Source organism: Nostoc sp. 'Peltigera membranacea cyanobiont' 232, from assembly GCF_002245985.1.
In the GTDB taxonomy this organism is placed as follows: domain Bacteria; phylum Cyanobacteriota; class Cyanobacteriia; order Cyanobacteriales; family Nostocaceae; genus Nostoc.
In genome coordinates, this window is the sequence record NZ_NOLK01000001.1 from 135,461 (window position 1) to 148,448 (window position 12,988).

Annotated in this window: 13 protein-coding genes; 4 read left to right on the forward strand and 9 right to left on the reverse strand. The window is 41.3% G+C overall.

The annotated features are described in order from the left end of the window. Positions 1-102 precede the first annotated feature (102 nt). Positions 103-333, forward strand: a complete 231-nt coding sequence (locus CDG79_RS00585) for a type II toxin-antitoxin system HicB family antitoxin (RefSeq protein ID WP_094339672.1) — start codon at positions 103-105, stop codon at positions 331-333. 133 nt (positions 334-466) lie between these two features. Here the strand turns inward: CDG79_RS00585 and CDG79_RS00595 are convergent, their stop codons facing one another. The 5 genes from CDG79_RS00595 to groES form a co-directional block, all read right to left on the reverse strand. After that, the gene (locus CDG79_RS00595; RefSeq protein WP_094339673.1) at positions 467-1,087 is read right to left on the reverse strand and encodes an SMI1/KNR4 family protein; all 621 of its coding nucleotides are present in this window, start codon (positions 1,085-1,087) and stop codon (positions 467-469) included. Positions 1,088-1,128: 41 nt separating this feature from the next. Next, the gene (locus CDG79_RS00600; RefSeq protein WP_094339674.1) at positions 1,129-2,121 is read right to left on the reverse strand and encodes a hypothetical protein; all 993 of its coding nucleotides are present in this window, start codon (positions 2,119-2,121) and stop codon (positions 1,129-1,131) included. Between the two features lie 126 nt (positions 2,122-2,247). After that, on the reverse strand, positions 2,248-2,997 hold the full coding sequence (locus tag CDG79_RS00605) for a DUF4351 domain-containing protein (RefSeq protein WP_094339675.1): 750 nt from the start codon (positions 2,995-2,997) through the stop codon (positions 2,248-2,250). A 137-nt stretch (positions 2,998-3,134) separates the two neighbouring features. Further along, on the reverse strand, positions 3,135-4,769 hold the full coding sequence (gene groL / locus CDG79_RS00610) for a chaperonin GroEL (protein ID WP_094339676.1): 1,635 nt from the start codon (positions 4,767-4,769) through the stop codon (positions 3,135-3,137). 95 nt (positions 4,770-4,864) lie between these two features. Further along, positions 4,865-5,176: a co-chaperone GroES gene (gene groES, locus CDG79_RS00615; protein ID WP_069071443.1), complete on the reverse strand. Its 312-nt coding sequence runs from the start codon at positions 5,174-5,176 to the stop codon at positions 4,865-4,867. A gap of 323 nt (positions 5,177-5,499) precedes the next feature. Between groES and CDG79_RS00620 the strand changes: the two genes are divergently transcribed. Beyond that, positions 5,500-6,000 carry a (2Fe-2S) ferredoxin domain-containing protein gene (locus CDG79_RS00620; protein ID WP_094339677.1) on the forward strand — a complete coding sequence of 167 codons (501 nt, stop codon included), beginning with the start codon at positions 5,500-5,502 and terminating at the stop codon, positions 5,998-6,000. Between the two features lie 302 nt (positions 6,001-6,302). Further along, on the forward strand, positions 6,303-6,980 hold the full coding sequence (locus CDG79_RS00625; protein ID WP_012407592.1) for a response regulator transcription factor: 678 nt from the start codon (positions 6,303-6,305) through the stop codon (positions 6,978-6,980). A 77-nt stretch (positions 6,981-7,057) separates the two neighbouring features. Here CDG79_RS00625 and CDG79_RS00630 read toward each other — a convergent pair whose 3' ends face one another. The 4 genes from CDG79_RS00630 to CDG79_RS00645 form a co-directional block, all read right to left on the reverse strand. Then, complete coding sequence (locus CDG79_RS00630; RefSeq protein ID WP_094339678.1) at positions 7,058-7,366, reverse strand: NIL domain-containing protein; 309 nt, start codon at positions 7,364-7,366, stop codon at positions 7,058-7,060. 254 nt (positions 7,367-7,620) lie between these two features. Continuing rightward, positions 7,621-9,015, reverse strand: coding sequence for an ATP-binding protein (locus CDG79_RS00635; RefSeq protein ID WP_094339679.1), 1,395 nt, complete (start codon positions 9,013-9,015; stop codon positions 7,621-7,623). Between the two features lie 246 nt (positions 9,016-9,261). Continuing rightward, positions 9,262-10,239: a chemotaxis response regulator protein-glutamate methylesterase gene (locus CDG79_RS00640; RefSeq protein WP_094339680.1), complete on the reverse strand. Its 978-nt coding sequence runs from the start codon at positions 10,237-10,239 to the stop codon at positions 9,262-9,264. A gap of 125 nt (positions 10,240-10,364) precedes the next feature. Continuing rightward, positions 10,365-12,623 carry a hybrid sensor histidine kinase/response regulator gene (locus CDG79_RS00645; protein WP_094339681.1) on the reverse strand — a complete coding sequence of 753 codons (2,259 nt, stop codon included), beginning with the start codon at positions 12,621-12,623 and terminating at the stop codon, positions 10,365-10,367. A gap of 109 nt (positions 12,624-12,732) precedes the next feature. Here CDG79_RS00645 and CDG79_RS40620 point away from each other — a divergent pair, with 109 nt between their 5' ends. Then, a complete protein-coding gene (locus CDG79_RS40620; protein WP_143855386.1) occupies positions 12,733-12,930 on the forward strand; it encodes a hypothetical protein in 198 nt (65 codons plus the stop codon). Positions 12,931-12,988 lie beyond the last annotated feature (58 nt).

The following is a 12,988-nucleotide window of genomic DNA, read 5'->3' on the forward strand; positions in this document are numbered from 1 at the left end:
TAAAACATCCTCTGAAGCTAGAAGATTGTGCGATCGCTGTAATTCAGAAAAGCGATATCATAACAATTAAACCGCTCCAAACAGTAATATCTACATACAAGAATGGAAAGATTGCTAAACATCCACATTGAGAAATTACCTGAAGGCGTTTATTTAGCAATATCTGATGAGCTTCAAGGTTTAGTAGCTCAAGGACGGACTGTTGCTGAAACTTTAGAAATTGCCCGTGATGTAGCGAGTAAGTTATTAGAAGCACAATCTCAGAATCAAAAACTAAATTATTTGCAGCCAATAGCTGAACAATTTAACTATCCTTTAATTGTAGGTCAGTAGTTAATTCATGGGACGGCTAGCTGGGTTTAGCTACAGACAAATTATCAAAATCTTAAAAACCTTTGGCTTTGTTTTTCATCGTCAAGCCGCAGGGAGTCATGAAATCTAGTTTAATTCTGAAAGTAACCCTATTTTATTTACTTGTATCACAGCGTTCTGCTATATCTAACATCATATTTGTGAGGCTATTAAAAATAGTTTTTTGTTCTCCATCTTCAATTGATTGTAGATATATTTCTGAAATAAATGCAAAATATTTATCTTTACAAGTAACAATTATATATGACTTAGGGTCATGATAAAAAATAGGAACCCAATCTGATTTCCAAATATCAGCATTAACAATTTCTACTTGTAATTCATTTTCTTCTTTATTTAGTTCTGGAATAATAAATCCATTTGTCATATCAACCATTTCAGCTAATTCTTCATTTAAATCTTTATCCCACTCATAATCAAATTCAGGATCATCACACAACCCTATTAGCTGGTTGTATTCATCAATTGCATCTTCTAGGGAAAGAAAAGTGTATCCATGAAAAAACTGCGCTATTTTTTCTCCTTTACATCTACGCATACCATTCCGCCATTGGTAAAGTTCATAAACTTCTCTTGGCAAGGTAAAGGGCAAGTTTTTAACTTTTTCTTCAATTTCTTCATAAGCTAATCCTGGTTGCAGAGAAAAAGCATAAGAGGGTTTGTTTTGCTGGAACCAATTTATAATTCTGTCTAAAGCATCTGTTAACAGTGACATAGATGCAGAGATTTTTACTTTTATAAACAGTTGCCTCTAGCTTAACTTTGCTTATGTTTTTTAGGTGAAGAGAATATAACTAGCAAGAAGCTAAGAATGCGAATGAGAGGAACAATTAAGAATGTAAAGATTAAAAATGTGCGATCGCGTGGTTTATCAGGATGTATAATTTCTTGTTTAAGAACTCCATTGATGTATCGGCGCTCTATTTTAGTCATGACACACTTATATTGATACTCTACTTCAAATTTTTCATTTCTCTCGTGGTCATTCAACCAATTTTCATCACGTATATAACTATAAAAACCTTCCATCTTATAGCTAGATGTCATCCTACGCAAAACTTTACCTTGAAAGTAACTGCTTAATTCCTTTGTATTTCCTTTCGCATCAATAATTCGAGTTTCTAAAATTATATTGTCTGGATGATACTTAGTCATAACCTGAGAGCCATCAGAATTATTAATTACTTCAAACCTCGCTTCTCCAATATAATTTAATTCCGGTTCATACTTTCGTAGGATTGTTTTTGCTAGTTTATTGTCTTGTTCCAAACGACCGCTTTCATCTATGTAATAAGCATTTGTTTCATAGCACTCTGCTATACACTGTATCATATTAGTTAAATTGGTATACCGGATATCATCACTAAGATAAGTATTAAGTACAGGCGAACTGTCTGTATTCTTTTCAGCACCTATAACAGCAAAACCTTCCTTTTCAAAATCAAAGATAGGAAACCATCCAAATGGCAATGATAAACCAAAATTTTCTGATACTACTTTCTCTACCTGTAATGCTTCTTCTAATGGAAGAAATCGGTAATAATAGAAAAACTCACTATCCTCATCAATCATGCCATTCCGCCATTGGTAACGTTCATAAACTTCTCTTGGCAAGCGAAAGGGCAAGTTTTTAACTTTTTCTTCAATTTCTTCATAAGCCAATCCTGGTTGCAGAGAATAAGCATAAGAAGGTTTGTTTTGCTGCAACCAATTTAGAATTCTGTCTAAAGCATCTGTTAACTGTGACATAGATGCAAAGATTTTTACTTTTATAAACAGTTGCCTCTAAATTAACTTCTTTTTCTACTTAGGGTACAAATAAAATAAAAATAACCGCTTCATAAAACAGCAGCTTTCACAATTTGATTAAGCTTATTACTGCTGCTCTAACCAAGCTACCAAATCAGCAATTTCGGAAAAATCAAGCAGTTCCTCTCCCAAATCCTCTAACTGTTCAGCGGATAAATTCCGAACCTGCTCAACTAATGATCCATCAATATCACCAAAACGCCGTTTAAGTAGACGACTAATCAATTTAAACGCTTCCTTTTGAACGATATCTTGATAAATTACAGACTCTTTCATAATATCCTCCCGTAAAAATTGACGAACCAAATCCTTCTCAAACCGCAAACCCGCCAGAATTTCTACACAACCCGCAATATTTTGTCGCTCCTCCATATCTGGAATTGTAGCGACTTGTTCAGCCACTTGTGCCAGTAGATTTTGTGGCAAGTCAGTTCGCGTCAAACTTGCTAAAGGTAACAGCGCCGGATTAACTAAAAATAGTGTTGAATCTTGCTCCCAAAGACGAACAACCTGATATTGGTGAATCGTCGTATTGTCCCGATATTCTTCGGTAAAAGCAATTTCGTTAGTAGTTTCTTGCAAAAAGATTAGCACTTGCACTACAGCACAACGGTATTGACGCTTCAACCTCACAGAATAATCGAGCATTCGGAAATTAAGCGCCGGATTAGATTTCGCCAAAGTTTGAAATTCAATGTGCAAAATTTGGTTAGCTGCTTGCAAAAATGTCACAGAATCCGCACGAATTGGTTCAAGCGTGAGTTCCGTTTTTAAGACTTCAATTTGTTGCACCTCTACCCCAAGTAACCAACGCACAAAATCAGCAGGGTACTATTCAGCTAAATATTTACAAGCGTTGTCGTAACTCACCCTTTTCCTCTTCTTTTGACACAAAAAAACAGCCACCTCCACAAGGGAAGCAGCTGTTTTTCAACTTATGTAACTACAAAGTATTAGTAATCGAAGTCTCCGCCGCCAGCACCAGCGCCAGCAGGAGCGCCATCTTTAGGTTCAGGCTTGTCAACTATAATACATTCGGTTGTCAACACCATGCCAGCAATGGAAGCAGCGTTTTGCAGAGCAGAACGAGTCACTTTAGCAGGGTCAACAATACCAGCAGCTAACAAGTCAACAAATTCGTTGGTTGCAGCGTTGTAGCCAACGTTGAATTCTTTCTCTTTGACGCGTTCAGCGATTACAGCACCATTCTGACCGGCGTTTTCAGCAATTCGCTTCAGAGGTGCAGGTAAGGCGCGAACGACAATCAAAGCACCAATCAACTCTTCATCCTTAAGATTTTCCTTCGCCCAAACTTCCAATTCAGGAGCAAGGTGAGCCAGAGTTGTACCACCGCCAGGAACAATACCTTCTTCCACAGCAGCTTTAGTGGCGTTGATTGCGTCTTCTAGGCGCAATTTCTTGTCTTTCATTTCGGTTTCGGTCGCTGCACCTACTTTCACTACAGCGACACCACCAGAGAGTTTAGCAAGACGCTCTTGTAGTTTCTCTTTGTCGTAAGAAGATTCGGTTTCGTCGATTTGACGACGAATCTGTTCGACACGAGCCTTAACCGCAGCTTCGTTACCTTCGGCAACAATTGTGGTGCTGTCTTTGGTAATGGTGACGCGGCGAGCCTTACCCAGGCTATCCAGCTTGGTGTTATCTAGCTTCAAACCAGCATCTTCGGTGATTAGTTGACCACCAGTTAAAACAGCGATGTCTTCTAGTAGTGCTTTGCGGCGATCGCCAAAGCCAGGAGCTTTAACAGCAGCCACGTTGAGTACACCGCGTAAACGGTTTACTACCAAGGTTGCTAAAGCTTCTTTTTCAATATCTTCGGCGATAATTACCAAAGGACGACCAGCACGAGCTACTTGCTCTAACACTGGTACCAAGTCTTGTACCAAAGCGATTTTCTTATCGGTCAGCAGTAGGAAAGGTTCATCAAAAACCGCTTCCATCCGTTCAGCATCGGTGGCGAAATAGGGAGAGATGTAGCCTTTGTCAAAGCGCATCCCTTCGGTGATTTCCAACTCGGTAAACATAGATTTCCCTTCTTCTAGGGAAATTACGCCTTCCTTGCCCACCTTGTCCATTGCTTGGGCAATCATCTGACCAACTTCTTCGTCATTACCAGCCGAGATCGCACCAACTTGGGCAATGGCTTTGGAATCTTCTACCGGACGGGCGTGTTCTTTGATTTTCTCTACCAGGAAGGCAGTAGCTTTATCAATCCCGCGCTTCAGTGAAATCGCGTTAGCACCTGCTGCAACGTTCCGCAAGCCTTCTTTAACGATCGCATGTGCTAAAACGGTAGCAGTGGTGGTGCCATCGCCAGCAGCATCGTTGGTCTTAGAAGCAGCTTGACGAATCAAAGCTACGCCAGTGTTTTCAATATGGTCTTCTAATTCGATTTCTTTAGCGATCGTTACACCGTCATTAACAATTTGCGGTGCGCCAAATTTCTTTTCTAGAACTACGTTACGACCTTTGGGGCCAAGGGTAACAGCTACAGCCTCAGCTAAAATGTCAATGCCTCGTTCTAAGGCGCGACGGGCGTTTTCGTTGTAGATAATGCGCTTTGCCATATTATTTGTCCTTTGTCATTTGTCTTTTGTCTTTTGTTTTTTGTCTTTTGTCTTTTGTCATTGGCTAATGACTAATGACCAGTGACTAATGACAATTAGATAACTACTGCTAAAATATCTTTTTCAGAAAGCAGTACATATTCTTCGGTGCCGAGCTTGATATCAGTGCCAGCGTACTTGGAGTACAGCACTTTATCGCCGACTTTAATTTCCAATTCCTGACGGCTACCGTCGTCGTTACGCTTGCCAGGGCCAAGGGCAACTACTTCCCCTACCTGGGGCTTTTCCTTGGCAGTATCGGGCAAATACAGACCACCTGCGGTCTTTTCCTCTGAGGCGTTCACTTTTACGAAAACGCGATCGCTCAAAGGTTTAACTGTAGAAACGCTTAAAGATAAGGCTGCCATAATTATTTTCTCCAGAGATTAGCACTCTCAACCCCTGAGTGCTAATCTACCGAAAATTGGCATCCAATGGCAAGAATTCCTTTAGTACGGGTTCCCGAACTAGGAGAGCGTTGGTGTACTTAAGTATAAATGCCTAATTATTTTTACTCTGCGGGTTCTGTCCTGTAAGTTACGTATATTTTTATATGGTCAAAGGGAGTCGGGAGTTGGGAGTAGTGAAGAGTTTTCCCAATTATCAATGCCCAAGACCTCATTCCCTTCTCAGTCAACTTTATTTGCAAACCTTGCAAATTGTTATAGAACTGTAATCAGGGAGCCGCTTGATGAGTAACAATACAGTGATCCAGCCCAGCCACCAAATCCCCAAATCCACTAAATCTCTAGAAGATAAGCCCCTGAGTAATTGTGTAGAAAGTTTAGGACTTGCAAAGATTCAGCGACACATTTTTATTTGCGCTGACCAGACAATTGCTAATTGCCGCTCAAAACGAGCTAGTCTGGAATCCAGGGAATACTTAAAAGAGCGACTTAAAGAGTTAAAACTTGATGAGCCGCAACAGAATTATCCCTTATGCGTCTATGGAACTAAAGCCAACTGCTTGCGTGTTTGTTGTTCTGGACTCATAATAGTGGTTTACCCTGATGGTGTCTGGTATCGCCAAGCAAAATTGGAAGTTATTGAGCGGATCGTTCAAGAACACTTAATAGGCAATAAGGTGGTAGAAGAATATGCATTTTTAAACCATCCTTTGCCAGAAACTTCCCTAGTTTCTTGTGAACACCTCATCGAGGCTTGGCAACCGAAGGATATGGTAGAGCAGTAAGCTTTAAGAAAGTGCGGGTTGGTTTTGAGGTAGGGTCATCTTTAAGCCAATACTTACTTGTGAGTTAGAAGGATTATTATTTAATCAGTGTTTTTTCGCCCGCCACTTTCAATGCGATATATAATAGCGCATTATAGATACTACTGCTATACGTATCCTTGCTGGACTTTTGCTATCGAGCTACTAGTCTCTTGAAAGTGCTCGGCATTTTTGAGGTTTCGAGACAGCAAAGGCAAGTTAAGTAGGAAAAAGGACAATATCTCGAAATAACCCACCATAGAGGATAAATATTCAAGACTTTGATGGACCGAAGCGCGACAAGTGCCACTGCTATGAAAGAGCCCAGCATGAAAGATCACAAACGACTTCTATTGATTGATGATGACCCTAACCTCATCTTGCTGGTGAAGGATTACTTAGAATTCCGGGGATACGAAGTCATCACCGCCGAAAATGGACGTGAAGCTCTGGAAATTTTAGAGCAAGATGTTCCAGACATGATTATCTGCGACGTGATGATGCCGGAAATGGACGGATATACTTTTGTGGAACAAGTCCGGCAAAACGAACGCACCAGTTGGATTCCGGTTCTTTTCCTTTCAGCTAAGGGACAAAGTGCAGACCGAGTTAAGGGTCTGAATAAAGGTGCTGATGTTTATATGGTCAAACCCTTTGAACCAGAAGAACTCGTAGCACAAGTTGAATCCTCACTGAAACAAACTATCCGTTGGAAAGAGCACCAAGCTAAAGGAGGCGAAAACGGTTCCCGTATCCAGGTTCCCTTCGATGTGCAATTAACCCCAACCGAACTGAAAGTAGTCCAGTTTGTCGCTAGGGGTTTAGCTAACCGAGAAATTGCTGAAGAACTAAATGTTAGTCAGCGCACGGTTGAAAGCCATGTGTCCAATATGTTGGGCAAAACTAATCTCCACAACCGCACTGAACTAGCGCGGTGGGCGATTGAAAATCAAATGGCTTAAACAAAGTTAAGAGTTAAAAGTTAGGAGTTATGAACTATGAATTTTTTAACTTCTAACTCCTAACTCCTAACTAAGATTTACCACCCATCTTCTTCAGGGCTGGATTGGTGCAAAACTTCTAAATCTAGTTCATCCAAGTAAGTTAGGGCACTTTCAATCTGGGAAATAGTTCCCCGCAGTTCCAGGTCGAAACAGCTGCATTCTGGCACATTTACGCTTATTTGAGCCGCAGCAATAATTACTGTGACACCATAGTGAGAAGTCAGTCGTGAAATGACTGGTTCTTCATGTAAGTCTTTAGGAATGCGAACTTGGATGCAAGTTTGGGTGCGTCTATTATCTAAAATATCTGTATTAGATTTGACTTCTTTATTTGGAATTGCCATTCTAGCTTTCTACTCGACTTCTGGGATGAGAGTTTTGCTTTGCACAATTCTTTTAACACTAACGTCACTTATCCCATGCACGCAAGCTGTAGCAAATGATTCATAGTTCATCATTAGATTCGATGATATAAATTATGGATTGCGATCGCGTATAAGAATTATAGATTTATTAACTTATAATTTTTGGTGGAAGTCATTAGTACCAATGACTAATAAGTTCGCTTTCTCCACGGCAATTCAAGAAAACCGATGAGTTAAGTGTTGCTTTTATGATTAACGGGTAACGCTATTGGAATTTCAATTGCAAATTCCGTTCCATAACCAAGTTCAGACTTTAGCTGGATATTGCCATCATGTTTCTCAATAATTTGATGGCTAATTGCTAAACCTAATCCCGTTCCTTTGTTGATAGGTTTGGTTGTAAAAAAAGGATCGAATATCTTACTTTGGATCTCGGAATCTATTCCATTACCATTATCTCTGAATGTGATTATGACTGTTTCCAATTCAGTTACTTCAGTCTTAATCACAATTTGCTTTTGGTGATGATTATCTAACTCTAGTAAAGCATCAATGCCATTACTAAGAATATTCATGAATACTTGGTTTAGTTGGGCTGGATAACATTGAACCAATGGTAGATTTCCATATTTTTTAATAATTTCAATTTTAGGATGTAGGCGATGATTTAAAAGTAATAAAGTACTTTCAATACCGTCATGAATATTAACAGCTTTTTTATCTGATTGATCGAGTCGAGAAAAGTTTCTGAGGGACAGCACAATGTCACGAATCCGATCGGTTCCTATCTTCATAGATGAAAGAATTTTTGGTAAATCATCGATGATAAAATCCAAGTTAAAATCACCATACTCATCTTCCAATGTAGGTAAGGATTCAGGATATTTTGCTTGATATAGTTCGATTAAATTTAAAAAACAATTTACATGGTTATTAAGATGATTAAAATTGCCATGAATAAAATTAACAGGATTATTAATTTCGTGGGCTAAACCTGCAACCATCCTACCCAAGCTAGACATTTTCTCAGTTTGAACCAATTGAACTTGGGTAGTTTGTAATTCTCGTAAGGTATGTTCTAACTGTTGTGCTTGAAGTTGGGCAGTAGCAGTTGCGGTAGTGAGTGCTTTGAGATTATTGTATGCCTTAGAATGATAACGGATGCGGGCAATTAACTCAACTGCATCGGGTAGCTTGATTAGGTAGTCATTTGCACCCTCAGCAAAGGCATCGGCTTTCAACTTTGCTTCTTCTTTACTAGATAGCATGACGATCGGAATATCACGAGTTACTGGATGAGAGCGAAACCAACGCAGTAGCATTAATCCATCGATATCTGGCATGATCATATCCAAGAAGATCGTCGTTGGTTCTATGGCGATCGCATCTTGAATAGCTTTTGCTGGATTACTTGTGTAGTGAAGGGAAATATCTGTTTCTGTCGCAATCATCCGACGAAAGGCTTCGCTGATAATTACCTGATCGTCAATTAGCAAAAGTCTGACTGCGGATATTTTGGAATCTGGAATAAATGGCACATTTTGTGGGGTTTGTGGTTCACTCCACTTTGGTGATGATATTCCTGTCTTTGGAGATATTTGTGAGAGTGCTGTTTCTTGCAGGTTCATTTAGCACCTCTAAGTGGTGTTTGTTTAAAAAGTGACAAACTAATAGATGAAATTAATTAATTTATGATGTCGCGATTGTATCATAGTATAGCAGTATGGATGGTAATTTGAAATACTTCGTAAAGGTATTTTAATAATTAGTCCAATTTGGATCGACTGATTATTCTAAGATATTCAAGGTGAATCCTAAGGAAATTAGATAGTATAATCAAGTAATTAGACATTAAGTATTTATCCGTAAATGTGCTAGGATAAAAACTTGATACAGGCTGGTGCGATCGCCTCAACTGGCAAAACCTCGACCGCAGCTTTTAATTCCACTGCTACTTTCGGCATACCATAGACAACGCAAGTTTTGCGGTCTTGGGCAATAGTGTGCCAACCTGCTTCACGCAATCGTTTTAAGCCTTGAGCGCCATCTCGACCCATCCCTGTCAGCAACGCCCCAACTCCCTTTCCAGTCCAATGTTTAGCCACACTCCTGAAGAAAACATCCACCGATGGACGGTAGGAAAAATCTAGTGGTTCTTTGTCATAGTCAAGGGTGAGATCGGGACGCATCACCAAATGAAGATTTGTGCCAGCAAGCAGAACTTTACCAGGTTGTAGTGATGCGCCTGCGATCGCAATTTGTACAGGCATAGAAATTTGCTCATTTAACCAGGTGGCAAAACCTTGAACAAATTGGGCATCTATATGTTGAACAACAACCACAGCCGCCGGAAAGTCTTGGGGAAATTGGGAGAGAATAGTTCTCAATGCTTGGGGACCACCAGTGGAAGATCCCATCACAATTAGGGGTGGGAGTGATTTTGAGTGATGGACAGGTGGCGATCGCCGATGTGAGGATTTACCAATTAAGCGGGCGATCGTGGCAATTTTTATTAATAGCCCATCATCACCGAATGCTGGCGTGTTGATGGCATCTAAGGCTCCATAGCCCATTGCTTCCAAAACCTGGGCTGCATAGCGATTGACGCTAGCAGTAACCATGACAATAGCGCAGGGAGATTGGCTCATAATGCGCCGTGTCGCTTCTACTCCATCCATGCTGGACATCAGCACATCCATCAAAATCAAGTCGGGAGTATCAGCCGCACACTTGCTCACAGCTTCCGCACCATTGTAGGCAATCCACGCCAGCTTGCAATCTGGTATTTTTGCTATAACCCGCCGCAATACCTCTACAGCCATAAACATATCGTTAGCGATCGCAATTCTCACAGGTTATGGCATCTCTCCAAAATAACGCTATGCATGAACCTATCTTTCTTAATTACGAATTACGTAGCTTGCTTCTCGCCTTCTCTACGTGATGCTACGCGAATGGCAAGTATTACGAATTCTTATCAAGCTTCTCCAATTAAGTCAATCACCGCCTTTAATAGAGTGTCATCATGAAAGCTGCTCTTCGTGAGGTAGTAGTCTGCACCTGCTTCTAACCCTTGCAATCGGTCTTCTTCTCGGTCTTTGTAAGAAACGATAATCACAGGTATTTGCTTCAATTTGGCATGAGTTTTTATCTGGCTGGTGAGTTCAAAGCCGTTCATCCGGGGCATATCAATATCTGTCACCACTAAGTCATAATCGCCGCTACGGACTGCATTCCAACCATCAATACCATTAACTGCAACTTCAGCTTTGTAACCATTATTTTCCAAGAGTTTGCGCTCCATTTCGCGCACGGTGATTGAATCATCCACTACTAAGACTCGCTTGTAAATTTTGGTAACTGCTTGATGAGTAGACTGATTTACTTGAGAGAGTTGTCCGCTAGAAAACACCTTCGCAATCGAACGTACCAAATCTTCGACATCGACAATTAACACTGGCGAACCATCATCCATGAGGGCAGCGGCGCTAATATTGGCGACTTTACCAAGGCGGGGATCTAAAGGTCGAACAACCAAACTGCACTCACCGAGAAACCGATCTACAACTAATCCATAACGGTTGAGGCGATCGCTAATTACAATCACTGATAGCGATTCTATATTAACCGCAGGCGAGGCTAACTCTAAAACTTGACTTGCCATAATCAACTCCACAGGTTGATTATTCATCACGAAAAATGGGCGATTTTCCGATACAGCAATCTTAGACCTGGATAATATCAACACCTGTTCAATACGTGTCAGCCCAAAAGCATAGGGTTCGCCGGCAATTTCCACCAACAGGGTGCGAATCACAGATAGCGTCAACGGTAACTGCAAGTGAAAGGTCATGCCCCTTCCCAACACAGAAATTGCCCGCAGCGTTCCGCCAACTTCCCGCACTGTGCTATAGGCGATATCCAGCCCCACACCTCTACCCGAAATTTCGGTGACAGTCTGAGTTGTGGAAAAACCAGGTAAAAATAAGAATTCCATCAACTCAACTTCGGTAAGTTGGGCAGCCATTTCTGGGTTTGTCAGTTGTTTGGCGATGACTACTTGGCGCAAAAACTCGATATCGATTCCCCGTCCATCATCTGCAACAGTGATAAACAGCATTCCGGCGCGATGGGTAACTTCAATCCGAATAATTCCTTCTTCTGGCTTTCCGGCTGCTAGACGTTCCTGGGGCGGTTCAATGCCATGATCGATCGCATTTCGCAGGATATGAGTCAATGGGGCTTCTAGGCGTTCTAGAATATCTCGATCTACCAGAGTAGACTTACCAAAGATTTCCAGTTTCACCCGTTTACCCAATTGTCTTGCTAAGTCGCGTACCATTCGCGGAAATCCCTGTCCCCCATCCGCAAAGGAACACATTCGGGTAGCAATAACTTCTTGATATAGGCGTTGGGCAAGGTTAGCAGAACGCTGAGAAAATTTTTCTAGTTCGTTGTGACGATCGCTCATCATCTGGTAACATTCGTTAGCTTTTTGATGAGTTGCACTCAAGGTTTCCTTAATTTGCCGATCCAGATGATAGTTGCCCAATAAATCCTGTAACTTCTCCAGAAGGTTGGACAATTCCCCCTGATTGTTTCTCAGCTTCAGCAAAGAGTTAGCAAATGGTTCTAAAGAGTTCGCCTCAACTAAAGACTCTCCAGCTAAACCCATCAAGCGATTGAGATTTTCAGTACTCATTCGCACCGCCCGATTTTGGGTGATGCCCAGTTCTTCTAATGGGGATGGGGAAATAAGGGTTGTGTGTTGGTTGTCTTCTAACTGCGCTGTTGTTACTAGGGGATGAATTTCTGTAGAGGTTGCCTCTAGAGTTAGGATATTAGCGATCGCACTCACTAACGATTGAATGCCGATATTTTCTAACATCTGCAAATTTGGGTTAGCTGTAAACGTTTCAGCTATACGCAGGAGCATATCTACCCCTTGCAACAATACATCAATGCGATCGGCAGTTAAGGTAACTTTCCCTTCTTGAGCCGCAACAAAGCAATCTTCCATCGCATGAGCAAGGTTGACAACCGGATCGATTTGGACAATTCGCGCAGCGCCTTTGATGCAATGGGCTGCCCGCATTAAAGCTGCCAGTTCTGGTTGGGGATCGGGCTTAGTTTCCAGTGCCAACAGGCAATCATTCAATACCACAACTTGGGCTTTTACTTCCATGTTGAATAAATCAAGCAAGGAAAGATTGCTGACATCAAATTCTTCTAACATTACTGCACCTTCCTAGAACACCGATTCATTAATCCTGAAAGAACCTCTCCCCCAACCCCTCTCCTACGAGGCTACGGTGTACACACAAGTATCTTGATCTGCACCTTTGATGCATCGCCCTGCACGTTTGTTGTATCGACTCCAACCTTTGTTGTATCGACTCGCACGTTTGTTGCATCGCCCTGCACGTTTGTTGTATCGACTTGCACGTTTGTTGCATCGCCCTGCACGTTTGTTGTATCGACTCGCACTTTTGTTGCATCGACCTACAAAAATTAACCTACCCTACATTCCGCAGCAACTTTAAAAGACTTGTGTGTACACCGTAGCCTACGAGGAGAGGGGAGTTTAGCTCCCCCTTCCCT

What these genes read in the sequence shown, in the direction of transcription:
- groES (WP_069071443.1), bottom strand. Translation starts at nt 5,176, where the DNA reads ATGGCAGCCTTATCTTTAAGCGTTTCTACAGTTAAACCTTTGAGCGAT.
- CDG79_RS00600 (WP_094339674.1), bottom strand. Translation starts at nt 2,121, where the DNA reads ATGTCACAGTTAACAGATGCTTTAGACAGAATTCTAAATTGGTTGCAG.
- CDG79_RS00585 (WP_094339672.1), top strand. Translation starts at nt 103, where the DNA reads ATGGAAAGATTGCTAAACATCCACATTGAGAAATTACCTGAAGGCGTT.
- CDG79_RS00595 (WP_094339673.1), bottom strand. Translation starts at nt 1,087, where the DNA reads ATGTCACTGTTAACAGATGCTTTAGACAGAATTATAAATTGGTTCCAG.
- CDG79_RS00620 (WP_094339677.1), top strand. Translation starts at nt 5,500, where the DNA reads ATGAGTAACAATACAGTGATCCAGCCCAGCCACCAAATCCCCAAATCC.
- CDG79_RS40620 (WP_143855386.1), top strand. Translation starts at nt 12,733, where the DNA reads ATGCATCGCCCTGCACGTTTGTTGTATCGACTCCAACCTTTGTTGTAT.
- groL (WP_094339676.1), bottom strand. Translation starts at nt 4,769, where the DNA reads ATGGCAAAGCGCATTATCTACAACGAAAACGCCCGTCGCGCCTTAGAA.
- CDG79_RS00645 (WP_094339681.1), bottom strand. Translation starts at nt 12,623, where the DNA reads ATGTTAGAAGAATTTGATGTCAGCAATCTTTCCTTGCTTGATTTATTC.
- CDG79_RS00635 (WP_094339679.1), bottom strand. Translation starts at nt 9,015, where the DNA reads ATGAACCTGCAAGAAACAGCACTCTCACAAATATCTCCAAAGACAGGA.
- CDG79_RS00625 (WP_012407592.1), top strand. Translation starts at nt 6,303, where the DNA reads ATGGACCGAAGCGCGACAAGTGCCACTGCTATGAAAGAGCCCAGCATG.
- CDG79_RS00630 (WP_094339678.1), bottom strand. Translation starts at nt 7,366, where the DNA reads ATGGCAATTCCAAATAAAGAAGTCAAATCTAATACAGATATTTTAGAT.